We start from the raw sequence: 25,071 nt of genomic DNA, 5'->3' as shown, positions 1-25,071 counted from the left end.
GGGAGCTTCTATGAATAAACGAAAACTACTACTCGTGACAGGAATATTTTTTCTTGTCATCACTGGATTAAGAGTGTTGTGGCTCTTACATTACCATCCTTCAAATTTTCCGAGTGCAGTGGGTGGTGTGATGGATTTACGAGGCGCAAATGTTGTAAAAGATGTAATTCCATTAAATGGTGAATGGTTGATAACCCCATGGAACCTTGTCGATCCCGGGGAGACTGGAAACGAAGAGCAACTCATTTCAATTCCGGGTAAGTGGAAGAGTGCGTTAAATGTGTCCTCAGTAGAAAAGGATCAACCGATTTTGTATGGAACGTACAAACTGCGGGTTTTATTGAACGAAACAATGGTTGATGAACCCTTTGCCTTGTATGTGAAAGATATCCGTTCAGCGTTTCGAATATTTGTTAACGGTGAGCTTGTATCAGAGAAAGGTAAAGTGGCTACTACAGCTACCGATTTCACTCCAAGTATGGAACCGGTCACGCTTCGTTTAGATAGTGATGAAAAAGAATTTGAAATACTGATTCAAATTGCAGATAAAAACCGCTCCAAGGTAAGTGGTATGAACAGCCCTTTGCAGTTCGGCACAATGTCATCTATATCGAGGGAACATACCCGTTCAATCGTGTATCAGATATTGTCGTCGAGCATTCTAGTCCTACATTTCATGTTTGCGATTATACTATTTTTTAGTTTTTCCAGACGGATTGAACTTTTATACTTGGCAATGGTTTTTGGAAGTGCTGCTACATCCATTCTCATCGATGATGATCGCATTTTACTAGCGCTATTCCCGTCGGTCTCAATCCACTTTTGGACGGTGTTCTTCTATATTTCTTATGTTACTTCGGTCGTGTTTTTACTGTTATTCTTTAAAAGATTGTTAACGGAAACGCGAGAAAAGGGAGATGCGCTGTCCGTCACAAATAAAACGGTCGTAGCGATTTATTTACTGTACATCTTCCTTTTATTGTGGGATATCCATCCTATAGCAAGCGTGCTTTTTTCGTTTATAATGCTTGTCGTACCAATTCTTATCGCGCTAAGTTTGTTTCAAATCGTTTCGAGAGGTATGTCTGGTGCGCTGTTCCTCCTCTTAGCGATGATTTCGATTGCGAACAATATTGGATGGGCCGCATTGAAGACCAATACGATTCTTGTATTGCCCTATTATCCGTTCGATATTATTATTGCAGTTCTTTGTTTCGCAATCTTTTGGTTTAAGCGGTTCTTTGCCGTATCAGAGGAAAGTCAAGCATTGGCAAGTAGATTACAGCAAGTGAATGAACAAAAGGATGAGTTTTTAGCAAATACATCTCATGAACTAAGGAATCCACTTCAAGGAATTATGAGTATCTCTCAAACCATTTATGAGAACGAGCCAACACTCTCTGCTGAAAGCAAAAGCAACTTGGAAACGCTCATATCGGTCAGTAAACGGATGTCTTCTATCTTAAATGATTTGTTGGACGTGCAACGATTAAAAGAGGGAAGAGTCAACCTGCAAGTAACGGATGTAGATTTATCTGCAGTTGTTGCGGGAGCAGTGGATACAGTTCGTTTCATGACAAAAGGAAAGCAAATTACGTTTGCAATCCATATTTCGGAACAATTTCCATACGTGCGAGCGGATGAAAATAGGCTATTTCAAGTCCTCTTTAATCTGCTACATAATGCAGTGAAATTTACGGAACATGGAGAGATTATCATCACCGCTAAGATGGAAGGTGCTATGGCAGTTATTCGTATTCAGGATCCTGGAATTGGTATGGATGATGAGACGTTAAAATCCATCTTTCACCCATATGTACAGGCTGATTCTAGCATGACTACTATTGGGGGTGGTTTAGGACTAGGCCTAACCATCTGTGATCAACTCGTCCGCCTACATGGTGGAAAGATGGATGTAAGTTCGCAGTTAAACGAAGGATCCGTCTTTATGTTTTCAATACCAATTGGGAAAAGTTGGTCAGGGCCAATTAAAGAATACCCTGCGGTTCAAAAAGTGGAGAACCATTCGTTCAACGTAAGGATGACTGATAAAACGGAAAACCGTCCCAAAATTCTTGTTGTGGATGATGATCCACTGAATTTATCCATTATCGAACAAATTCTGCAAGAAAAATATGATGTAACAATATGTGGTAGTGCACCAGAAGCATTGGTGTACTTAGATACATGTAAATGGGAGCTTATCATTTCAGATGTCATGATGCCAAGAATGTCTGGCTTTGAATTGATAGAGAGGGTACGCGAGCGGTATACATTAGCAGAATTACCAATATTATTATTAACAGCACGTGATCAAGTGGAAGATATCCAGACGGGCTTTCATTTCGGAGCAAGCGATTATTTAATCAAACCAATCGATCGGGTTGAATTGGTTTCACGTGTAAAAGCATTTACGGATTTAAAGCTGTCACTTAAAGAGCAAGTAGCAATGGAGGCAGCTTGGTTACAAGCGCAAATCCAGCCACATTTCTTATTTAATACTTTGAATACGATAGCAGCTTTAAGTGATGAAGATCCACAAAAAATGATGAAATTGCTTGATCAATTCGGGGTTTATTTAAATGCAAGCTTCATGACTCAAAATTTAAGTGAGCTAATTCCGTTGGAGCAGGAATTGGAACTTGTACAAGCCTATGTATACATCGAACAAGAGCGTTTTGGGGACCGACTGCAGGTAGAATGGCATGTAGATACGTACAATGAAGTTTTCGTCCCACCTTTATCCATTCAAACTCTTGTCGAAAATGCTATTAACCATGGGATTTTACGATTGCCTGAAGGAGGAATAGTAAAGATTTTAATCATCGAACATGAAACTGGAGTCGATGTTTCTATTAAAGACGATGGAATGGGAATGGATAAGGAGAAAGTGTGGAAATTGCTACAAACATCCCCGAATTCCAAAAATGGAATCGGTTTGTTGAATACGGATAAGAGACTAAAGCAATTGTTTGGCCGTGGATTGACAATTACGAGTGTATTATACGAAGGAACTACAGTCACTTTTACTATCCCGAACTAAGAAAAAGTGCCTAAGATAGCTGGCAGGATATACCTGTGAAAGCTATAAAGGCACTTTTTTAGTTATTAATAATGGATTCATAAAGCGCTTTTGTAGATTGATCTGGAAGGATACCTAAATCTTCAATAAGCATATTTTTCATTTCATTGTAGACACGTACTGCTTCGCCGCGGTTTCCGATTTTCACATAGAACTTCATTAATTGTTGGATAGTGTGTTCGGAATATGGATTATGCGAAACGAGTAGCTGTAAATATTGTTGTATTTTGGTTTCCATGCCTTTATTCGTAAAATAATCAACCATCTGCTGCAGTACATGCAATAATTTCTGACGTATTGCATGTGCTTTAGGTAAAGCCCATTCATAGCCGGTTGTATCCATATAATCTCCACTGTAATGTTGGACGATGCTTTCAAACATTTCGAAATTATTATCTGTAACTACTGAGTGACTCTCTATCATCGTCTCGAACTGATGAACATCACATTCAAAACGTGAGATTCTCATTGTATAGCCACCGCTTGAAAAAGTAATCGCATCTGGATACCCCATATCTCCAAGTAACTTACGCAAATAAGACATAGTTGTATGCAATTGTATTTTCGCACGTTGATAATCCACATTAAACCACAATGCATCAATGAGTGTATCTCGAGGGATTAACTCATCTAGATGGGTGAATAGAAATGCAAAAAGTTCCTTGACTTTAGCGGTTTTCCATTTTACTGGCGTATCATGATGGAAGACCATGAACTCTTTAAAACAGAGAATTTTTAAAGGTTTTTGCACTTCCACAGTAATGTTTTCTTCAGTGGAACGGATACGAATCTGTTCTTCAATACGTGCTGTCGTTTTCTCCAAACGTTCCAATAAGATAGGTTTTAATAAATAATCAATGGAATGTAGTTCGAAAGCTTGCACAGCGTAATCACGATAGGCAGTTACGAATACGATGAATATGTCTTTGTTCCAGTCATTCATCAAATCAGCTAGGTCCAAGCCACTAAGTCCGGGCATCTCAATATCCAAAAAGGCGACATCGAATTGTAGATGTTTCATCCCTTTTAACACTTCTGTTGCATTTGAAAACGTAGCGACTACTTCGACAATCCCTGTGTGTTGTAGCTTTTTCTCTAAATGCCTTAAAGCTAGCTGTTCATCATCCACAATAATCGCTTTAATCATGATTTCACCTACTTCCACTCATCCTCTATGTTCAGTTATATATTTCCAACAATTATCTCAATAAGATGCTATGGATGCAATAGCCGATATGTAAACATAAAAATTATGATTCAATCGTTGTGATTTTTATTATTTGAATTAAAGAGCTAAAGTAATGTTTTTAATACAAATAAAACTATATATTACTATAATTTTACTATATAGGTAAATTACATAAAAGGTAATAATTAGTTATAAGACTCTTATGATTGTTTATAAATTCTTTTGTGATTATTTTACTGAAATTCAAATCGAGGGCTAATAAGTTTTTAATAAGGTTGATAGTTATATTGACAATGTGTTGGAAATATATGTGTGTAGTGGTATAGTAGATTGACAGTTTGTTTTTTTCTGTTTTTAAATACATGTATGTTTGCGCAGGTAACTAGTTTACTAGCTACTTTTCATTTTCTGTTGGTTACTTCAAGGACGTGCAAATGAACAAAGGGGAAGCTCGGATGAATCGTACATATTTGAAACATGAGTTTTTGATTACCGCGAGAAGTATGAAGAACATTCCGTTCATCGTGTTTATCGGTGTGCTATTGCTCTGTTACTGTTTTCTTTTATTGCCAAACGAACAGGTGAAGGAAACTTTCTATCCTGAAAAGACGAAAGAGTATTTGACGATGTTGGATGCTGAGCAACAATTCCGTTTAAAAAAAGGGAATACCGGAATCGTGTTGTTTTCGGGGATGCCCGTCTATGCGAATAACGCCTACTATTACAGTTTATATAGTGCGTTGTTGACAGCCTATGAGGATAAAAACTATGATCGATTCTTGCACTTGCGTGCGAGTTACTTAGAGAATAATGTCTGGGAATATACGAACGACAAAGAATTCTTTAAAGACTCTCCTTTTCCAGGAAAGGATCGAGAACATGCTTATCACCAAACGATGATCCGATTTGAGGATTATTTGTCAAACAATCGTCCGATTACATATGGATTGCTCATGGAAAAGACCGGTTTGCAAGCGTTGCAAAAGTTCTTCCTCAACTATGGCATGTACTTTTTCTTATTTTGTGCCATTTTCTTCAGTAGCGATGTGTTGACACGTAACCGGAAAAATCGATCAGTGTTGCAAGGGCTCCCGTTGACGTGGTATCGCCAGCTGAATTTGAAAACGTTCTCAACGTTTTTGTATACAAGCTTATTTGCATTCGTGACGATTGTAATAGCAGTGGGTCTCATCTCCATTCAATATGGATTTGGGTACTTGAACTTGGACGTGCCCATCATGATTGCGCAACAAACCTTTACGAGGGAAGAATATGACGTGTTATCAATGGGGACATTTATCGGCATCATGGCGGTTGCGATGCTCGTTCTTGTTTACTTGTTCACCCGTTTAACCATTGCGATCGGGTTGCTCGTTAAAAATGAGTGGGTTGTATTGATTATTTGTAGTGCATTGTTGTTTCTGGAGCAATTTTACTTTACGCGAACGACGCGCACGTTAGGTGGCATTGATATCAGCTCGTTCCCTCAAACGTATATCGATTTTGGAAAAGTCGTCACTGGGGAGAAGAATTTCTTGCTCAACGTGGAAACGATTACGATGACAAAGGGAATTGTAGTCTTGCTCATTACGGTACTACTCCTCGAAGTATGCGTATGGGTCTTGTCACGTATTGTCAATAAACGTCGTTTTTATAAAATCGGCTAAAGAAAGGACACTCAAATGTATCGGAACTATTTGTTATTTGAACTCAAATTAGTAATGCGGAATAAGAAAAATTGGTTGCTAGGTTGTGCATTGCTCCTCTTTTTCCCATTCTATTACATGCATTATAGTGATACGGAAGTACAAGATCTGCAAACATTGAAAAACGAAGAAGCAAACACGTATCAAGCGATTTTCTTCTACTTGCCTGAAGAATACCGGGAGTCGTCAGTTGGAGATGAAATTTATACAAATCTTACCGAACAGTCATCACTCGTAAATAATCAGCGTTTTGCACTTTGGCAGAAAAACGTCGATCATGATGCATTCATCGAAAGTGGTTTACGTGTGAATGAACTGCGCCTTCGGTTACATGAGCTTAATAATGAAGGGATTCATCCTTCATTCGTCATACCGAAAGAAGAGATTTACAAGGAAATGGCATTGTTGCGCTACTATAAAGAGCATAGCTTGCCGCTCGTTCCGGATCCATTTGTGGCCAGCAATTATTTGCCTGTCGCCTTAGAATCGTTAAGCGGACTGGTGTTTTGTTTACTCGTATTACTTATAGGTAGCAGTATGTATGTACATGACTTGCAAAGAAAGACGATTATCGGCATCTTTCCTGTATCGTTTATGCAAAAACTGCTTAGTAAAGTGGGGATTCATGCGATGCAGATTTTACTGTTCCTCGTGATTGGACTCGTAGCAGGTGGTTTATATGTATCATTCCAAACAGGATGGGGAAGTGTTCAATCACCGATGCTGCTTTATACGGGTGGAGACTATATCGCTGTGTCGACAATTCGTTATGTACTGTATATGCTTTTGGCATTCATGCTCACTGCATTGCTGCTTTTATTCGCGCTTGCATTGTTAACGCTTGTCACAAAAAATGTGTATGCGAGTCTCTTTATCGTAATTCTCATTTTACTCGTACCAGCTGGCCTTCAGTTTGCGGATATGCACGTGGAGTGGTTATATCCGCTATACATGCTAGATATTGAAGCCATTTTGAATGGGAATGCTGCCCTTGCGCTAGGAAGTGAAACGCTCGATTATCGGCGTGCGCTTATTTGGCTCGTCGGCATGAATATTGTCCTGTTTGTAGGCTTATTCCTGAAAAATAAATGGTCTTACCGGAACGCAAGGTTGCCTGTGACCGAAAGCGGGGGGAGCGCGAATTGAGTATGCGATTGAAACGGAGGACGCTATTGCTCATCGGTTATGGTATCGGTCTATCGTTACTCGTAGGTTGTAATGCAATGAACGCCGCCCCTACTGAGGAATTGATTGCTTATGAAGAAAACTTTGAAATTAAAGGACAAGAAAAAGAACAAATGATTGGAACAGTTTCTCCTGCAATTTACAAGCAAGTAGATCGGAGCAATGAAAACGCTGAACAAGTATCCATTCCTGTCGTCCCGAAAGAAGGCGTGGACGTGCAGCTTGAGACAGGCAGGTATGTGATGACGGGGGATCCCGTTGGCAATATTTTTGTGTATGATAAAGAGGGGCGTCTCATTCTAACGGAGATTGTCGGCAGTTATGCAGGAGCGGGCAGTTTAACAATTGACGTCGACGCATCGCATACGGTCCGAGCAGATGGAGGCTATGATACTGTATCGTTCACACCTATTTCGACGGCTATCCAAACTGAATCATTATCGACAGGACTATGGGTAGTGGGAACCGATATTGAAGCTGGAACGTATACAGTTTCAATTGACTCCGGTTATGGCTATTTGCACGTCTTAGAGGAAGGCGAGGAGCCATTGGTCTATGAAATGATTGGTGGTTCGGTAGCGAAGTCGGAAAGCCGCATCGATTTACACGATGGACAAATTGCTCGCGTGAAGAATGCTTCTTTCATTTCCTTTAAGAAAGTTGATTGAAACGGCAGTTCAATAAGATGACTCTTTTTTCATAAAAAAATACGTAAAAACCACACGTAGTTGCTCTCATTACGTGTGGTTTTTGTGTATTTCAGATTGTCGACGCTTCTTAATTTTTTCTCTAGTCAATTGGATGATGTGCAGGAAGACGATAAAGGTAATTGCTCCTGACATGTCGAGGTATACGTCATTTATCGTTGGAGTGCGTCCACCTGTAAGGGATTGATGGTACTCATCTGCAATCGCGAGTAAAAACGTAATGCCGAGTGCAAAAACAGAACGTAAGCGCATTTTTGGCAAAACACTGTACACAGCAATGGCTAACAGGCCGAAGATGAAAAAGTGGGCCGATTTGCGCAGTAAAAACTCCACGAAGTAGTAGTAGCCCCGTTCTTCCACAGAGATAATTTTGCCCCAATAAGGGATTTGCAAAGTCGATAAAAGCCCTTCAAACGGTTTGCCAGGTAGCCATTTATGTAATGAAGGTACGAGTGATTGTTGTTCATATGTTTGGCCTGATGAAATGAAGAGTACACCAACGATCGCCAGTAAAAATAGGATTTTTTTCATAAGGTGAATGTACCACATAATGGTATTCGCGTCTAGTGAACATGCCAGAGACGTGTACGTTTCTAGCAAGTATTTATCAAGATTTATTCAAATAATACCTATTACTTTTACTGTTTTTACGATAGAATAAAAACGGATTCTATGGAATTAATAGAATTCAACTAGTAGATTACAATAGGAAAGAAGGAAATACTTGTTGAATAAATTTCGTACGTGGTTATATCGTTTTGTCCTAGTCGCTATCCTGTTTTCATTGTGTTTTAGTGCTCTTCCGTTAGCTGTTTTTGCGCAAGCTGGTAGCAGTAATGAAGTGGAAACGAATGAGTTGCTTGTGAAATATGCAGAAGGCGTTTCTTCCATTAAGGAGTTGCCGGTTGCAACAAAAGAAATTGAAAAGCTGGAATTCATTGCACCTGATACGCAATTAGTAACACTTGAAGAAGGTGCAAATGTAAAAGAGATTAGCAAGAAGTTAGCGGCAAGCCGGCGTGTTGAGCAAGTGGAAGTGAATGCAGAACGGAATCTTCTTGGGCCTGTCAATGACCGTTATTATGCTGAAGAATGGTGGTTAGAACGTGTGCAAGCTCCAGCATTATGGAAACTTTCGGCTCATCAGCAACGGAAGCTCGTTGTGGCGGTTATTGATTCGGGAATTGACCGCAATCATGTGGAGTTATCAAATCGAATTGCCCCGGGTGGCTACAATTTCCTGGATGGAACGACAGACGTCACTGACCAACACGGTCATGGTACGAATGTTGCGGGTGTGATTGCCGCTGAAGCAAATAATGGCATAGGCATTGCCGGCATCACAGGCGATTATGACGTTGCAATCCTCCCTCTAAAAACAGTTGGTAAAGATGGAAAAGGAACTGTGGCGATGAATGTTCAAGCAATAGACTATGCAATAAGTCGAAAAGTGGACGTCATTAATATTAGTCAAGGGGGTACAACTCCGTCTGTCTTTGAACAAGAAGCGATACAGCGTGCGATCGATGCAGGTATCATCATCGTCGCCTCGTCTGGTAATGAAGCTGAAAAAGGAAATCCGCTCACGTACCCTGCTGCCTATGATAGTGTACTTTCAGTCGGTTCAATTGCTCAGAACAATCATCGTTCCGCTTTTTCTAACTACAACCGTTTTGTCGATGTCGTTGCGCCTGGTGAGCAAATCTTGACGACAGCACCCGCAAATCGCTTAGTGTACGCAAGTGGAACGTCATTTTCCGCACCCATTGTTGCAGGAACAATTGCAATGATGAAAGCAAGTTTGCCAGATTTAACGGTTCAGGAACTAACTGAGCTTGTAAAAAAGACCGCGACAGATTTAGGTGCCCCAGGAGTAGATGATGAATATGGGGCGGGTTTATTAAATCACGAACGATTGGCTATTGAACTAAACAGCTTACGTACAAGTAGATCCGCTGAACTTGGGCAAGTAACAGGCGTTGAATTGAAACGTCAGGCGGACAGTCTTTTAGTGACATGGGCAAGTGTTTCAAATGCACATTCCTATACTGTTGAGCTTGCAATAGGGAAAGGGCCATTTACTGTTGTACCGAGTTCAGGGTATTCAGCAGAAATTCGCCCAATCACTCCTGGTGAGACGTATCATGTACGTGTAAGAGCGCGCAGTGCAATTGGAGAAGAACGAGTATCCGATAGTCTTTCGTACACAGAACCTGTTGCTGGAGTGGAACAACCGGTGAGCCCTCCAACGTCAACCGTTCAACCGATGAATCCAATGCACCAATCGATTGAAAACCAGTTGAATGATAAGACGTTGAAAGACATCCGCTTGGAAACGTCATCGCTTAGCTTGCCGAAATTGCTTATGGATAAGATTGTTGCAAGTAATAAAACGTTGACGCTTTCTGCAGAAAGGGCATCTTTGTCAATTGACGGGCAATTGATGGCAGAGTTGTTGAATAAAAATCCAGAGCAACTGAACATCGCGATTGAGCGGTTAAAGATGCCTGCAACAGTTCCGGCAATCTCCACGCGCCAGCGCGTATTGTCAGACTATTATTCGGTTACATTTACGATTCAGCGGAACGGTCGCAAAGAAACAATTTCGACTGTTGAATCGCCTCTGAACTTGTCGTTTACGATTGGCGCAGTGATGAATGCGAAGAAAGTGGCGGCATTTAAGTTAGAGGCGAATAGATGGCATTATGTAGGTGGTCATGTGAAAGAAAACCAATTTACAGTAAAAACCCGTCAACTTTCAAACCTTGCAGTACTAGAGAACGCAAAGACGTTTAACGATATTTCCGGCTGGTCAAAGGAATACATTGAAGTGCTCGCATCAAAAAACATCATACAAGGAATATCCAACACAACATTTGGCCCAACTGAAGAGATTACGCGTGCGCAATTTGCCGCTCTGCTTTCTAGAGCTTTGAATCTACCAAAAAAGCCGTATACAGGACAGTTCAGTGATGTGCAAAAAGGAAACTGGGCAGCACTCGATATCGAAGCGGCAAATCGTGCCGGCATCGTATTTGGCAGCAGCAATGGATCTTTTAACCCGACCGACAACATTAATCGTGAGCAGATGGCCGCAATGATTATCCGGGCAGTCGAATCAGCCAATCCAGAAGTGCTTGCCGGTTTGAATAAGGCAGTACCATTTAAGGATGAAGCAGCCATCAGCACATTTGCCAAGCCATACGTCGGTGCAGCAGCAAGTTTAGGTATCATCAACGGTAAACCGGTTAATGGAGGGTATGACTTTTCACCAAAAGAAAACGCCACCCGTGCCCACGCTGCGAAGATGTTGTACCAGTTTTTGGAGGTTTGTGAAGGGCTGGAGTAGGTGTTGTTACTGTAAAGGAAGGGCTGTCTAGGAAGTCGGTGAAAACTGATTTTTCTATGACAGTCCTTATTTCATGAGGCAAATGAGGGATTAATCTCTTTCTAACGCTCCTTTCCGTTCCAGGCGGACGCGTTCCGGAGGGCGTGCGGTGAACCACACCCCTCCGCTTCGCTTCGCTGGGTGTTTCACCTGTCCAGCTTATCCTCCCGGAGTCGCCGCTTTTCACTACAATTCACTTTTTGCAGTTCGACGTAAAAAAGTTGTTCATTTCTTCAATTCTCCTAAGTAGCGGATAATTCACTTCCACTTTCAAAGTCAGGGCTCTCCATATTACAGGCTGCAGAGGAACAAACAATTGTTCCGCTGCAGCCTGTTTCAATATAGGTACTATTTGAAAAACCTCTTCTCTAAAATAAGTTTATTTACTTAACCGAGCAATTAGTTCAGCTAATAAATTCGTTCGTTCTACTAAAGAAGGCACTTCTAAGTACTCCTCAACACTATGAGCGTTTCCACCAATCGGTCCCAACCCATCAATTGTTGGAACGCCTGCTGCGGATGTAAAGGAAGCGTCGGAGCCGCCGCCAGTAGCAATGTCGGTAATTTCTATACCAAGGTCATTGCCCACTTCTCGTATGATGTTTAATAGGGCGATTGTCTGTTCATTTTTAACCATTGGTGGCCGGTTAATGCCACCTTCTAAAGTGATCGTTGTACCTGCTATATCAGGAGTGGAACAAATTTCCTTAATACGCCTATCTAGCCATTCCGCCTGCTCCAATTTACTAATTCGTACATCTACGTGACCAACTGCAGAAGGTGCAATTGTATTGACTGATTCACCGCCTTCGATGAGTCCGACACTTACACTAATCCCTTCTTCATGATTCGTTAAGGCATGAAGTTTAATGATTTTATGCGCCAACTCTGCAATTGCAGAAATACCGTTTTGCGGTTCAATACCAGAGTGGGCTCCTTTGCCTTGTACGTATAATGAATACCTACCACCCCCTCGACGTGCAGTTACGAGGGAGCCATCTTTTCGAGCTGGTTCCATAATGAGTGCATAGTCTTTTCCAATCGCATGTTTTTCAATTAATGCCCGAGATGTTGGTGAGCCAATTTCCTCATCACTGTTTAATACAATTTGAACATTTTCATAGCCATTCCGCTGACTGTTTAGTAATGCTTTTAACGCGTAAATGAGGGCAACGTGGCTACCTTTCATATCGATGACTCCAGGGCCATAGGCAATGCCATTTTGTTGAGTGAACGGTCGTTCTTTTGCAGTTCCTAGTTTAAAGACGGTGTCCATATGTGCAACGACAATTATTTTAGGATCTATTGCCGTCTTATGTTTAATTATGAGATGATTCCCATGATCGGTCTCATGTATGGTTTCAATGAGAAACCCTAGTTCTTCATAGATCGCTTTTAACTCCTTACCAATTGCATCAATCCCTGCTTTATTTGTTGAGCCGGAGTCGATATTTACGAGTTTTTCTAAGAGCGTTAACATATTTTCTTCATTAGACTGTAGAAACGCCTTCACTATTTTTCATCCTCTCAGTATCCAAGTGATGTAGTTGTTGAGTAATAGGAAAATGACAAGACACATAGTGCCCATTCTCAAGTTCGGCTAACAGTGGTTCGTCAGTTTTACAAACTTCTTGTGCATACGGACAGCGAGTTCGAAATCTGCATCCGGAAGGGATATCGACGTTGCTTGGAATATCACCTTCTAAAATGACGCGTTCTCTTTTGTCGCGAATAAACGGATCTGGAAGTGGAACAGCGGAAACTAAACTAACTGTATACGGATGCATCGGTTGTGCAAATAATTGTTGCTTCGTCGTAATTTCAACAATTTTACCGAGATACATAACCGCTATTCGATCACTAATATATTTCACAGCTGGTAGACCGTGAGCAATGAAAATAAACGTCAATTGAAATTCTTTTTGAAGTCCCATTAATAAATTCAATATTTGAGCCTGAATGGATACATCTAAAGCGGATACGGGTTCATCACAAATTATTAGCTTCGGTCGCAATGCAATGGCCCGGGCGATTCCAATTCTTTGTCGTTGACCTCCACTAAACTCGTGAGGAAACCTTTTACCGTAAGACCGATCTAAACCGACTGCATCCATTAATTTGAACACTTCTTCTCGGATTTCAGCTTTACTTTTGTTCGTATGTGTCAACAATGGTTCGCCAATAATGTCCACAACACGCATACGAGGATTTAACGATGAAAAAGGATCTTGAAAAATCATTTGAATATCCGCTCGAGCTCGTCGTATTTCTTCCTTTGAAAGAGCGTCCGTATTTTGCCCGTTAAAAATAACGGTTCCTTCTGTTTTCTCTAACAGCTGTACGAGTAAATTACCTGTCGTTGACTTTCCACAACCTGATTCACCGACAATTCCAAGCGTTTCACCTTCATAAACTGTGAAATCAATTCCGTCAACTGCTTTCAGCAATTTTTTCTTACGGAATCCCTCGGAAATCTCAAAGTGTTTCTTTAACCCTTTCACCTCTAATAAAACACGTTGTGTGGCAGAGGAAGTAGCTATGTTGTTTGTCATTTAGATAACATCCTCCTTCTCTTCATAAAGCCAACATCTCACTTTGTGTGCTTGTTCTACGTCCTGTAAAGTAGGTTCTTTCATTACGCATATATCCATTGCATGAGGACAACGCGGATGAAATTTACAGCCAGCTGGCATTGTTGAAGGTGTGGGGACGGTTCCTTTTATGGACTCCAACACTTCTTCGGATTCGTGGAATTTTGGTGTGCTTGCGAGTAAACCTTGCGTATATGGATGTAAAGGTTTGCTGAAAAGACTGTAGACGTCTGTATGTTCCACTACTTGTCCTGCATACATAACAACAACATTATCAGCCATTTCAGCAACGACACCTAAATCGTGTGTAATGAGAAGAATAGCAGTCTGATGCTCTTTCGCAAGCTTCTTCATCAACTCCAGAATTTGTGCCTGTATTGTTACATCTAGGGCGGTTGTTGGTTCGTCTGCAATGAGTAGTTTTGGGTTGCAGGATAGAGCCATTGCAATCATTACTCTCTGGCGCATCCCCCCGCTTAACACGTGGGGATATGAACTATACACTTTTTCTGGGCGTGGAATTCCTACGTGTGCAAGCATCTCTATACTTTTGACTTTCGCAGTAGGTTTATCCACTTGTTGGTGTAGTTTGATTGATTCTGATAATTGATTGCCAACCGTAAAGAGTGGGTTTAACGACGTAAGTGGTTCTTGAAAAATCATTGCAAGTTCGTTACCTCTTAATTTTCGATAAGCCTTTTTCCCAAGTGATGTTAGATCGTTACCTGCGAATAAGATATTCCCTTCTTCTACTTTTCCAGGTGAGTCAATTAGCCCCATTATCGAGAGAGATGTAACACTCTTACCAGAACCTGATTCACCAACAATCGCTAATGTTTCACCTTCCTTCACGTCAAAAGACACACCATTTACAGATGGAACTACACCGTGTTCAGTTCTGAAATACGTATGTAGATTATTCACATGTAAGATTGTTTCAGTTGTCATTTTTTCCCCTCCCTTAACTTCGACTTTGTGAGCGCGGATCGAGTACGTCACGTAACCAATCACCTAAAAAGATTATCCCTAGTACAGTTACAGTAATGGCTACTCCAGGAAAAGTCGCTAACCACCAACTTGTAGCAAGGTAATCACGCCCATCACTTAATATCCCTCCCCATGAGACTGTTGGAGGCTGGACGCCTAGCCCAAGAAAACTAAGTGACGCTTCTAAAATGATGGTTGTAGCAACACTTAATGTAGAAATTACGATGAAAGAAGAGATAACGTTAGGCAGTACGTGTCGACGGATAATTTTACTGTTTTTTACACCTAAAGAACGAGCCGCTCTGACAAATTCACGTTCTTTAATAGATAATGTCTCACCCCGCACGATTCGTGCATAGCCAACCCAATTTGTAACGCCTAATACGATAATAAGGGTGGGAACGCTTGGTCCAAAAACGGCTAAGAAAACGAGTGCAAATAGGATGTTCGGAATGGATAAAAATGAGTCGACAATACGCATTAAAATCGTATCTAACCAGCCACCGTAATAGCCTGCTGTCAAACCAACTATTACGCCAATGATTCCTGCTAAAATAACAGAAGCGATGCCAACTAACAACGAAACGCGTGACCCATATAAAATTCTACTTAGAATGTCTCTTCCAAGATTATCGGTTCCTAAAAAATATGCAGATTCTCCACCTTCCATCCAAGATGGCGGTTTAAGCATCATAGCAGGATTTATTTCCGCGGGGTCATGTGGCGCTAATACATTTGCAAATATAGCGATAAAAAAGACGAAAACAACGATTAGAAATCCAAGTGTACCTGTCTTGCTTTTCAGTAGCATCTTCGTCCATCGTTTAATAGCATTGGACTTCGATTGATTAATCGTATTTGCACTACCAGTAAGCGTAGGAGAATGAGAATTCGTAGACATGCAGTTGTTCCCTCCCTTTAGTTGTATTTAATTCGTGGATCTAGAATGCGATAAATGATATCGGCGAGTAAATTCATGGAAATGACGAGTATGGCAATTACGAATACACTTGCTTGAACGATTGCCATGTCACGTGTGTTAACTGCTTGTATTAGCAGCTGTCCTAAGCCTGGCCATGAAAATACAGTCTCCGTTATTAATGCACCTCCAACTAGAGTGGAAGTTTGAAGGGCTGTTATTGTCACAACCGGTATTAATGAATTTCGAAAAGCATGTTTATACACGACGAAAAAATCTCGTAAACCTTTACTTTTTGCTGTACGTACATAATCTTGACTTAAGATTTCAACCATATTTGATCGGATTAGCCGCGTCATTTCAGCTGCTATACCAGTTCCGAGCGTGAGAGCTGGTAATACAAGGTGGGCAAGGGTGCCTCTTCCTGAAACTGGGAACCATCCGAGTGTGACAGAGAATAATAAAATCAACATAATACCTAACCAAAAGTTAGGCATTGCTTTTCCAATAACAGCTCCGCCTGTTGCAAGTAAATCCATAGAAGTATTCTTTCGAGTAGCTGACCAAACACCAAGTGGAATAGCAATAATAATCGCGATAAACATTGAGGCTGCAGCAAGCTCTAAAGTTGCCGGTAATCTCTCTAAAACGAGTGGAAGTGCGTCAGTATTGTAGCGAAAGGAAGTTCCAAAATTACCTTGGACCAAATCGGCCATGTATTTTCCGTATTGAACAATGAAAGGTTTGTCCAACCCAAGCGCTATTGTTAGTTGTTCAATGTCCTCTTGACTCGCATCTTCTGGTAACATGAGAGCAACAGGATTTCCCGCAATAAAGACAAGCGAAAAAACAATAAATGAGATGATTATTAATACCGGAATGAATTCTAGTATTCTTTTAAGTAGGAACTTTGCCATAGAGACCTCCCTCGTTGAAGTAATCGAATTGTAAACGGTAGCATGAAAGGCCAGGGTTGACTCCCTGGCCCCTCACAGTTACATTATTTTCGTTTAATTTTTGGTACATAAATCATTTCGTCTTGAGATGGGTTAAAGTCAATTCGGTCACTTACACCTGTATTAATGGTTTCTTGGTAAAGTTGAACGTGTGGAACATCCTCAGCAGCAATCTCTTCTATTTTTTGAATTTGTTTTTCACGCTCATCGGGATTCATGTTAGAAGCTGATGCTTGTAATAAAGCTTCAATTTCATCGTTCTTATAATCTGTTTCACCAGTGAACCTTTCAGCTCTATACCAATCTACTGAATAAGCTCCGTCAAACATGGAGTTACCTAAGCCAAGCAAGTAAGCATCCTTGTTCTTTTTTGCTGTCCGCATTTCTACAAAGTTACTCCATTCCATAAATTCGATATTCACTTTAATGCCTACTTGTGAAAGCATCCCTGCAATCATCTCTGTAACTTCGGCATCTTGTAAGTAACGACCTTTAGGGGAGTGTAACGTCATCTCAAATCCATCAGGATAACCAGCTTCTGCAAGCAATTGCTTTGATTTTTCTAAATCGTAATTGTACGTGTCATAAAGGCTAGGATTATGACCGAAGTTACCAGGACCTACTCTTGTACGTGTAGGGATTCCGCCACCTTTAAGGGCATGTTCGGCGATAGAGCCATCATCAATTGCAAAGTCAATTGCTTGTCGCACTCTCACATCAGAAGTTGGGTATCCTTCTGTAGAACGTAAGATGAGCATGATCGTTCTATTGGATGTTTCTTTCTTCATGGAAGTCCCTTCATTCTTATCAACGCGATCCCAATCACTTGGAGGCACGTTTACTGCTATATCCACACCGCCAGTTAGAAGCTCTGATACACGAGTAGAATTTTCAGGTATTACACGGAATACCACTTCATCCCATTCATCTACTTTGCCTTCAAAGTACTCATCAAATGGAACGAGGACGATTCTGTCATCTCGGACCCACTCTTTAAATTGATAAGGTCCAGTACCTACAGGATTTGAAAGAAAATGTTCCCAACCGTTCTCTTCAATATAATTTTTCGGCAACATGCCAGATCCCAATCTTGATAATCTGTGAAATAGAGATGGTTCTGGAGCGTGCGTGATCACCTTAAATGTCTTTTCATCAACAATTTCTACCTCTTTAATTTGTTTATAGTTTGCGTATTCTTTTAATGTCTCGTCAGTTGCGACACGTTCAAGTGTAAACTTCACATCTTCTGAAGTTAAAGGATCTCCATTATGAAATTTCACGCCATCTTTAAGTGTCATTTGGACAGTTAGTTCATCTAATTGTTCAAATGTATCGACAAGTTCAGGTTGTATTTCATTGTTTGCATCTCGTTTAAAGAGATAGTTGAACATATTATCGTGAACTGCTTCTGTTGATGTATTGTTATGATTATGAATATCAAAGCTCACGATGTCCGATCCCATAGCGATTGTTAACGTGCGATTTTCTGCATCATCAGTGTTACCTGTTCCTTCAGATGATCCAGCCTTTTCCTCGTTACAAGCTGCCAATGCAAAAACAGCAAAAAGTGTAACTAGAAACAAACCAAATTTCTTCCTCATGCTTTTTCCCCCAATTCAACATGTAGTTTGGTGCATATTTATACCATTAATGTTAATTGAATTAACAGAAATACGCAATAACTTTTTGTTTTCACTCCTTTTAGACGGTTCTTACTCCTGTTTTTGCAATATTTCCCTAAACTTAAAAGCCGCTCCTCTTAAAAAAGGAAGCGGCTTTTTGATAACCTGTTAGGAAGGTAGAGTAGCTGTGGGAGAAGTGAGCAGGGGGTCTGTCCCTGTTCAATTTAGTGATTGAGTAGAAATAGTGGTGAGAAAGATTATCGAGTTTTATTACGTAAGCGTGTTAATGTCAACCGCTTTAATGACTAACGGAGTACCTGCGGAAATGGTGCCAGTGACATTGTTGAAGGTAATCTCTGTTGCAGAGATCGTATAAGACGCCCCTTCTTGTAAGACACCATTGATATAGAAGTTGTAATAGCCATTTGTAACGACTGGGAATGCAGTAGCTGCCGTACCTGTGTCATCTTGGAAACTGGTTGCCGGGATGGTTGTCCCGTCTGCAACCGTTAAATCACTCGCTAACACGTTGAAGAATCGATCAGCAGAAGCTGCGACGTTGACGTGGATATTCATTAATGATAGTGCCATTTCGTTCACCTCCTTTCTTTTCTTTTACAGTACATGCAAGCGTGCTTGAACTTGTCAGGGCTGTCCAATCAATTGTAGGTTCATTTGATTAGCGACTACGTTGTTGTAAAGCCAACAGTTTCAATGATAATTGGCGTACCCTGGGCAATCGTTGTGTTATCAGGCATTATGGTCAAGGAGTTAGTATCTAACGTATACATATTCCCTTGCTGCATGACGCCATTCACGTACAAATTTACATAGCCGTTAGGGGAGAATAAAGTGAAAGAATTTACTTGGTTTCCTGCATCATCTGTAAAATTATTAGCGGACAATGTAGCGCCATTCGTCAAGTCGATCGTAGATTCGGCCACATAGAAATAGCGATTGACGATTGGTGTTACCGTAGAAGCGGGTGGACTTCCTCCGTTTTCTTCTTCGAGTGGAGGAAATGGTGGAAGTACATACGTATATCTTCTTTGTCGTCGATTGCAAGCTATGATGGTTTTGGATTGATCATCGCACCTGTACATCATGTATCACCTCCAATGTATTAGCATATGTGAAAAAAGTGCGAGTTCATTGGTCTTTTAGCTACGGTGTTATCCCCTAGTAAAAGGAAGTTGCGATTTATTAGAAAATTTTGTTGCACAATTCATTCACATGTAATAAAATAATTACATATGATACGTTTTGGTGATGGTGATCATTTATTACTTGTGCTAGAAGCATTGTCGAACCCGCATCGGCTGAAAATTATTGCCGTTTTGTCGGAGGGAAGGCAATATGTCAGTGAGCTGGCGAGGACGTTGGAAATGAGTCGTCCGTTGTTGTACTTGCATCTTCAAAAGTTGGAGGAGGCGAACTTGGTTACAAGCAATTTGGAAATTCTGGAGAGTGGCAAGTCTGCAAAGTTTTACATGTTACATCCATTTCAGTTTGAAATGAGTGAGCGGCTCATTCGCGAGCTCGCACCGACATTGACGATGAAGAAAAAGAAGTAGAGGGGAAGTTGAAGATGCTAACAGAATTGTTTGTTTTAACAAGCTTATTTAGTTTTGTCTTACCGATACTCGCGATTATCATTGCGGTCGTTTTTATTGTGAAAACCGTGAAGAGATTTGAGAAGCGTGCGGATGAAAGACTTGCGATAGAACGCGAAAACAGCAATATGCTACAAGAGCGGTTGAAGGAGATGGATAACCGTTTGATTGATATTGAAAGATTGTTGAAGGAAGTAGAGTGAGGGAATGATAGAAAAAGACCCGATGCAACCAAGATGGATATTGGTTGCATCGGGTTGTTTACTCAATCGATTCAATTTCGGAAGTGACTTCAAATGGATTGTCTCCATCTTGAGCACTGTAGGATCGTTTAATTTCCCCAAAACCGATCGCGAAATAGCTCCTAGAGACGGCACCATCTTCAAACGTTTCTTCGAGTACGATGACTTGTTCAAACTGTTGCATCGGTGTTTCCACCGTTTCGTCAACTGAGACGACTGTCCATGAACCGATCTCATCTCCAACTTCCAAAGGGAAAATAAGATAGGGTCGAATGGATTTTAATTCTTTTATCTCCTCAATTGATACGGTTTCATTTTCAGTTTGTAACGGTTCTTCGCGCAATAAAACGATACGGTCATCATCAATCCGGTACGACTTAGCCAGCTCAACTCCTCCGTTATTTTCATACACATTGACATGTCGTTCATCGAGCCATTCCATGCGGGTTGTATAAGTGGCAAACTCATTCCCCTCACCATGAAAGTGTGCAGTTGCTCCATCTTCCAAGAAAAATGCCGCCATATCCGCTCCTTCAAGAATCGCTTCATGTGTAAATGAACCTTCTCTATCCACATCCTTAGTACCATCTTGCTCATCAGGAGGAGAATCGATCGGCGATTCCTCTTGTTTTTCATTACATCCAACAAGTACAATTAGCATGCTTAATAGGACAATCCATTTTTTCAATGCTTCCACCCACTTTCTTAGTCTTTTTATCAGTATGACCTATTGATGTATGCGTGATTGGTATAGAATATACTATTTTCTCAACGCACATGCAGCTCTATCTCATCAATTCCTAATTGGTGAAGTGCATGTAGCGCGACAGTGGCAAGAATGGCATTGAGCTTCCCGCGAATAGACTACATCCGCATACTATGTCAGAACAGCGCATAATATCCTCAATTACGGCATACTTCATCAGAACGACGCATAATATCCTCGATCACGGCATATGTCATGAAAATGCAGCAAAAGTATTCATGAAGCGGCATATGAGCTGAAAATACGGCAAAAGTAAATGACCTTTGGTAGAAAAATAGTTCCCACTTGTAATCCACTTGCCCCTTTGAAACTGTTTTGAAACTAATTTGGTATTACCATCGTAAATTAAGGGTAACTAGTTTTGTAGAACAGAATTGTATGAATTTTAATCGTATAAGTTTGCTATGTCAACGGAAGTTTCGTTTGCAGTCAAAAGAGGGAGTGGGTAGAATGGCTGGAGTTACAGGTTTAGGTGGGGTTTTTATTCAATTGAGCAGTGATGTAAAAAAACGTTTACAGTGGTATCATGATGTCCTCGGTGTGGACGTCAGTGCATACGGGGTTAATTTCCTGAAGCCAAATGAGTTCACGTTGTTAACATTTACAGATGCAGAGGAACAGTCTGTTATATTGAATTTTACGGTTGATCATTTGGAAGCGTTTGTTCTTGATTTGAGGAAGAAAGACGTAAAGTTTTTAACGGAGATTGAAGAATTTGATTACGGAAAATTTGTTCGAATTGAAGATGTGGATGGGTATCCAGTGGAATTATGGGAACCGTATCATGAGAATTATGCGGAAATGGTGGAAACGGAAATACGAGCGTACGTCGCGGGACAACTACGGAAAAATGTTCGCGAAGATTGAATGGAATACTAGTTTAGTTTGTAATTGAATCAATTGGAAGAGGAATGCTGCGTTTTGGCTGGATATGCTGGGTTTGGCCGAGATATGCCGTGTTTGGAAAAGGAATGCTGCGTTTGGCCAAGATATGCCGCGTTTGGAAGAGAAATGCGGCATTCGGCCTGTACTGTAGCTTATTTTTGTTGCAATAGAAATTGTTGACTGTTGCTAAAGAAGAGTCCTCGTGTGATTTCCATTTCGGGTTGTCCGGAAAGTACAGCTTCACTGTTCATCTTAAAAGTGACTGTAACAGTGGTCTTCATTCCTGGATTCAATCGCTCCTGATCAAAGTCGACGGTTTCACTTGCATAGGTTTTATCTTGATTATGGATTTTGAATGAAGTGCTTGATACAGACAACGGTGTATTGCGTGTGTTCTCAATTGTAAAATGAAACGTTTGATCTTTTTCGGTATGCGATGAATCGAGCAATTGGATGGCCACATCATCGAACTGTAACACTTCAGACGTGAAGCCGTTTTGTTTATTGACGGGTAGTTTTGAAATGATGGACGAGCTTGGTTTGAGTGTTAAGAAAACGGCAATTGCAAGTGTAACAATTGCCCCAATGCCAAGTAATTTGATGCGACAAGAAAGTTTTGTCATAAAGAGTACCTCCGAATGGTAGTTGCATGAACTCTAATTCGTACAAGTCTGCAGGTGTGAAATATGCCGACGTTCAATTACTAAAATCCGTTTTTTTTTCGAGTGAGATTTGCGTACCGCTCATGCTGGTGTCACTAGTCTAGCCAACTTGTCATTCGTACAACCTCATCATTCGTGATAAATCGTTAAGGAGGAGTCTATGAAGAAAATAGTAGGACTTATGGTAACCATTTTATTCCTTACAGGATGTGTTGACGAAGAAGCACAGGAGTTCATTGAGCAACCTGAAACAATTGAAGCTGTCGAGGAATTAGTCGTTGGTGCGATGGAGCAGAAAGGATTGAACGTTTCCATACAACAAATTGATTATGAACATCATGGGAAACAGATCGATACAAGTGTCATCGTTGTTGATTATAAAACGTTGCATGAACCGACGTATGTGGGAAGGGCGTTTGTGGACGTCGATACAGAAGCTAGCCCTCGTAAACTCGATGGGATTAACCGACTTGGGTTAGATGATCGTTACGGCAACTTTCCGATTGGCAGAGTCCTCATTGAACACTTAAAGCAAGCAGCTAACCAATCGTTCATTCCGAATGTAGAAAAAGTGAGCGCATTGTATCCTGGGGTGACATGGGAAGAAGGGGAAGAAAAGATCGGTTTTAAAGGAGTTGATTACCAAAAAGACAAGCTCGATGAATTGTTAAAGTTGTACGGAGACGAGCAATTTGCCAATCCATCTACAGAGCAAGCGAAGCAATGGCTTGTGGAATTTGAGCAACCTATGGATGATGAAGAGGAGCCCGTTACTTGGTTGTACTTGCAATACGATGGTGAAATGACAAACAGTAAATTTGAAGAAATCGTGCAGCAAATTGCCGGCATTGACGCACTTCCGAAAGGGAATTATACGGTACGCATCATTGCTGATCGATACGATGAATCAGAAGAACCTCAATACAACGGACGTTCGGACGGCGAAGCTAGCAACGTCTTCATCGCATCATTTTAAGGGGACAGGCACCGGAACAATTCTGAATTGTCCCGGTGCCTGTCCCCATTCAAAATTCTTTGTTCCAGAGGGGGGCGAACCATTTGACGCCTCGACGGTTCATTGGTAGGAGCTTCATGTCAGCGATAAGGTGGCTTGCATAGCCGGCAATTCCGGCAGCCAACATTCCGTCAATCGGCCACTGTTCATGCAAATGATGCAAAACAAATGTGAAAAACGCGAGGCCAACGAGTGAGTGGGTATACGACCGATGTGGTAAAAACGAAGCGATGATCATGTAGCTACCCGCTAACATGACACCAATTGATTGGTGCAAGACGAATCCTACGAGCATAACGAGCAAGCCGGTCATCGTTAACATCCACTTCTGCTTCAAAAATCTTGAAACAACGAAAAGTAGCATGGCGATACCGCCATACAACAAAATGTCCGGCGTCATCCCTGTTTGGAAAAAACGATAGGTAATTGCGATGAACAATAATGTCCCGATTGCGTGCATGAGCCATTTCGCCACTTGTTTAGAAAGGGTAATCCCGTTTCGTGCGAGCCCATTCGTATCTAAATCAGGGACGAGCGCAGAAATAGCGCCGATAGCTGAACAAACGGAAACCGTCATGACATCACTTTCTATTTGTAAGCCTGCGATTGCACCGGCACCAACGCCGATTAACGCATGTGAACTTCCTTTCATGTGAAAACCTCTTTCGTCTGTGAAATCTAAGATGTTGTCCAATTATCGCTGATTCCAATGAATCATTGCAATGGGCTAATATTGTTACGAACAGAAGTAGGTAACATGTGCTAACATAATCTTCAAAGTAAAGATGTTTATTAGATGGAAATGTGTTACAATTAATGAATATTAATGATGATCATGGAGGAATGAAAATGAACAAACGGCTGAAGGCATTCGCAGCACTCGCACTTGCAAGTACAATCGTTGCAGCACCGATGTATACAGCTGACGCGGCACCTGTCAAATTCAAAAACTGTAAGGAACTGAACAAAACGTATGCAGGCGGGATCGCGAAAGACGCAAAAGTACGAAACAAAGGTGGCAAAACAAAATACACACCTACTGTTTCGTCGGAAATCTATAAAAATCATACAAAGCTTGACCGTGACAAAGACGGCATTGCGTGTGAACGCTAACAATCACCGAAACCGACAATGGAAAGCGGACTGCAATTTCATGTATCGATACAAAATCCGCGCGTGACGACTCTCGGGCTTAGTTGAATCGATTTCCCGTTCCAACCGATGCATGAACTCCCGGTCGCACTCACAACGCGATCTGCCCGAAAGATAACATTCGTCGTGCGCCTTACACGCAGCATCCACACGATTTACAGGCGCACCCGGTCCACTACACCCCGGTCCACACCAGTTATAACCGGGAAACACACAAAACCGTGGCCGCCGAAAACCTCTCCGTTGCATGGCAAAAACCTCCTGAAAAAAGTTTTTACTCTACCTTATGCAACGAGTGGCCAAGCAGCTGTACAGATGCATACGCCAACAAAAAAAGAAGTCCAACCGAACGAACCGGCGGACTTCCTTTTCATTTTATTAAAACCCTTTTTTTGAATCGCGCC

General features: G+C 41.2%; 24 protein-coding genes. 10 read left to right on the top strand and 14 right to left on the bottom strand.

Annotation, left to right across the window (positions count from 1 at the left end):
• Positions 1-10 precede the first annotated feature (10 nt).
• Positions 11-3,043, top strand: a complete 3,033-nt coding sequence (locus tag ACVHUV_RS18470) for a hybrid sensor histidine kinase/response regulator (protein ID WP_462085595.1) — start codon at positions 11-13, stop codon at positions 3,041-3,043.
• 58 nt (positions 3,044-3,101) lie between these two features.
• Here the strand turns inward: ACVHUV_RS18470 and ACVHUV_RS18465 are convergent, their stop codons facing one another.
• The gene (locus tag ACVHUV_RS18465; RefSeq protein WP_462085594.1) at positions 3,102-4,229 is read right to left on the bottom strand and encodes a response regulator; all 1,128 of its coding nucleotides are present in this window, start codon (positions 4,227-4,229) and stop codon (positions 3,102-3,104) included.
• A gap of 497 nt (positions 4,230-4,726) precedes the next feature.
• On the opposite strand from ACVHUV_RS18465, the gene ACVHUV_RS18460 reads away from it, so the two are divergent.
• From ACVHUV_RS18460 to ACVHUV_RS18450, 3 genes are read left to right on the top strand one after another with little or no spacing between them, the layout of a single operon-like run.
• Entirely contained in the window at positions 4,727-5,938 is a 1,212-nt protein-coding gene (locus ACVHUV_RS18460; RefSeq protein WP_462085593.1) for a hypothetical protein, read from the top strand.
• Positions 5,939-5,953: 15 nt separating this feature from the next.
• The gene (locus ACVHUV_RS18455; protein ID WP_462085592.1) at positions 5,954-7,123 is read left to right on the top strand and encodes a hypothetical protein; all 1,170 of its coding nucleotides are present in this window, start codon (positions 5,954-5,956) and stop codon (positions 7,121-7,123) included.
• Positions 7,120-7,830, top strand: coding sequence for a hypothetical protein (locus ACVHUV_RS18450; protein ID WP_462085591.1), 711 nt, complete (start codon positions 7,120-7,122; stop codon positions 7,828-7,830). The genes ACVHUV_RS18455 and ACVHUV_RS18450 overlap by 4 nt, the downstream gene beginning before the upstream one ends.
• Before the next feature lie 69 nt (positions 7,831-7,899).
• Here the strand turns inward: ACVHUV_RS18450 and ACVHUV_RS18445 are convergent, their stop codons facing one another.
• Positions 7,900-8,400 carry a VanZ family protein gene (locus tag ACVHUV_RS18445; protein WP_371391101.1) on the bottom strand — a complete coding sequence of 167 codons (501 nt, stop codon included), beginning with the start codon at positions 8,398-8,400 and terminating at the stop codon, positions 7,900-7,902.
• 196 nt (positions 8,401-8,596) lie between these two features.
• Here ACVHUV_RS18445 and ACVHUV_RS18440 point away from each other — a divergent pair, with 196 nt between their 5' ends.
• Positions 8,597-11,218, top strand: coding sequence for a S8 family peptidase (locus ACVHUV_RS18440; RefSeq protein WP_462085590.1), 2,622 nt, complete (start codon positions 8,597-8,599; stop codon positions 11,216-11,218).
• A 418-nt stretch (positions 11,219-11,636) separates the two neighbouring features.
• On the opposite strand, the gene ACVHUV_RS18435 is transcribed toward ACVHUV_RS18440, so the two are convergent.
• The 8 genes from ACVHUV_RS18435 to ACVHUV_RS18400 form a co-directional block, all read right to left on the bottom strand.
• Positions 11,637-12,770, bottom strand: coding sequence for a M20 family metallopeptidase (locus ACVHUV_RS18435; protein WP_462085589.1), 1,134 nt, complete (start codon positions 12,768-12,770; stop codon positions 11,637-11,639).
• A complete protein-coding gene (locus ACVHUV_RS18430; RefSeq protein ID WP_462085588.1) occupies positions 12,748-13,809 on the bottom strand; it encodes an ABC transporter ATP-binding protein in 1,062 nt (353 codons plus the stop codon). The genes ACVHUV_RS18435 and ACVHUV_RS18430 overlap by 23 nt, the downstream gene beginning before the upstream one ends.
• A complete protein-coding gene (locus ACVHUV_RS18425) occupies positions 13,810-14,796 on the bottom strand; it encodes an ABC transporter ATP-binding protein (RefSeq protein ID WP_371391096.1) in 987 nt (328 codons plus the stop codon).
• Between the two features lie 13 nt (positions 14,797-14,809).
• Positions 14,810-15,736, bottom strand: coding sequence for an ABC transporter permease (locus tag ACVHUV_RS18420; protein ID WP_462085587.1), 927 nt, complete (start codon positions 15,734-15,736; stop codon positions 14,810-14,812).
• 17 nt (positions 15,737-15,753) lie between these two features.
• Entirely contained in the window at positions 15,754-16,671 is a 918-nt protein-coding gene (locus ACVHUV_RS18415; protein WP_371391094.1) for an ABC transporter permease, read from the bottom strand.
• Positions 16,672-16,754: 83 nt separating this feature from the next.
• On the bottom strand, positions 16,755-18,311 hold the full coding sequence (locus ACVHUV_RS18410) for an ABC transporter substrate-binding protein (protein ID WP_371391093.1): 1,557 nt from the start codon (positions 18,309-18,311) through the stop codon (positions 16,755-16,757).
• 291 nt (positions 18,312-18,602) lie between these two features.
• Positions 18,603-18,923 (bottom strand): DUF4183 domain-containing protein, encoded by a 321-nt coding sequence (locus ACVHUV_RS18405; protein WP_462085586.1) that lies wholly within the window; start codon positions 18,921-18,923, stop codon positions 18,603-18,605.
• 95 nt (positions 18,924-19,018) lie between these two features.
• On the bottom strand, positions 19,019-19,438 hold the full coding sequence (locus tag ACVHUV_RS18400) for a DUF4183 domain-containing protein (protein ID WP_462085585.1): 420 nt from the start codon (positions 19,436-19,438) through the stop codon (positions 19,019-19,021).
• Between the two features lie 147 nt (positions 19,439-19,585).
• Between ACVHUV_RS18400 and ACVHUV_RS18395 the strand changes: the two genes are divergently transcribed.
• A complete protein-coding gene (locus ACVHUV_RS18395) occupies positions 19,586-19,906 on the top strand; it encodes an ArsR/SmtB family transcription factor (protein WP_462085584.1) in 321 nt (106 codons plus the stop codon).
• 14 nt (positions 19,907-19,920) lie between these two features.
• A complete protein-coding gene (locus ACVHUV_RS18390) occupies positions 19,921-20,148 on the top strand; it encodes a hypothetical protein (RefSeq protein ID WP_462085583.1) in 228 nt (75 codons plus the stop codon).
• A gap of 58 nt (positions 20,149-20,206) precedes the next feature.
• Here the strand turns inward: ACVHUV_RS18390 and ACVHUV_RS18385 are convergent, their stop codons facing one another.
• Positions 20,207-20,875: a hypothetical protein gene (locus ACVHUV_RS18385; protein WP_462085582.1), complete on the bottom strand. Its 669-nt coding sequence runs from the start codon at positions 20,873-20,875 to the stop codon at positions 20,207-20,209.
• Between the two features lie 528 nt (positions 20,876-21,403).
• Between ACVHUV_RS18385 and ACVHUV_RS18380 the strand changes: the two genes are divergently transcribed.
• Positions 21,404-21,820 carry a VOC family protein gene (locus tag ACVHUV_RS18380; RefSeq protein WP_462085581.1) on the top strand — a complete coding sequence of 139 codons (417 nt, stop codon included), beginning with the start codon at positions 21,404-21,406 and terminating at the stop codon, positions 21,818-21,820.
• Between the two features lie 170 nt (positions 21,821-21,990).
• Here the strand turns inward: ACVHUV_RS18380 and ACVHUV_RS18375 are convergent, their stop codons facing one another.
• Positions 21,991-22,461 (bottom strand): DUF4352 domain-containing protein, encoded by a 471-nt coding sequence (locus ACVHUV_RS18375; protein ID WP_462085580.1) that lies wholly within the window; start codon positions 22,459-22,461, stop codon positions 21,991-21,993.
• A 199-nt stretch (positions 22,462-22,660) separates the two neighbouring features.
• Between ACVHUV_RS18375 and ACVHUV_RS18370 the strand changes: the two genes are divergently transcribed.
• Positions 22,661-23,476 (top strand): hypothetical protein, encoded by an 816-nt coding sequence (locus tag ACVHUV_RS18370; protein WP_462085579.1) that lies wholly within the window; start codon positions 22,661-22,663, stop codon positions 23,474-23,476.
• 49 nt (positions 23,477-23,525) lie between these two features.
• Here ACVHUV_RS18370 and ACVHUV_RS18365 read toward each other — a convergent pair whose 3' ends face one another.
• Positions 23,526-24,167 carry a metal-dependent hydrolase gene (locus ACVHUV_RS18365; protein WP_462085578.1) on the bottom strand — a complete coding sequence of 214 codons (642 nt, stop codon included), beginning with the start codon at positions 24,165-24,167 and terminating at the stop codon, positions 23,526-23,528.
• Between the two features lie 197 nt (positions 24,168-24,364).
• Between ACVHUV_RS18365 and ACVHUV_RS18360 the strand changes: the two genes are divergently transcribed.
• Complete coding sequence (locus ACVHUV_RS18360; protein WP_371391085.1) at positions 24,365-24,628, top strand: excalibur calcium-binding domain-containing protein; 264 nt, start codon at positions 24,365-24,367, stop codon at positions 24,626-24,628.
• Between the two features lie 3 nt (positions 24,629-24,631).
• Here ACVHUV_RS18360 and ACVHUV_RS18355 read toward each other — a convergent pair whose 3' ends face one another.
• Positions 24,632-24,916, bottom strand: a complete 285-nt coding sequence (locus tag ACVHUV_RS18355; protein ID WP_462085577.1) for a phospholipase — start codon at positions 24,914-24,916, stop codon at positions 24,632-24,634.
• Positions 24,917-25,071: the final 155 nt, after the last annotated feature.

It is taken from the genome of Sporosarcina saromensis, from assembly GCF_054901285.1.
The sequence above is the reverse complement of the archived record's forward strand: the minus strand, read 5'-3'. Positions and strand labels throughout refer to the sequence as shown.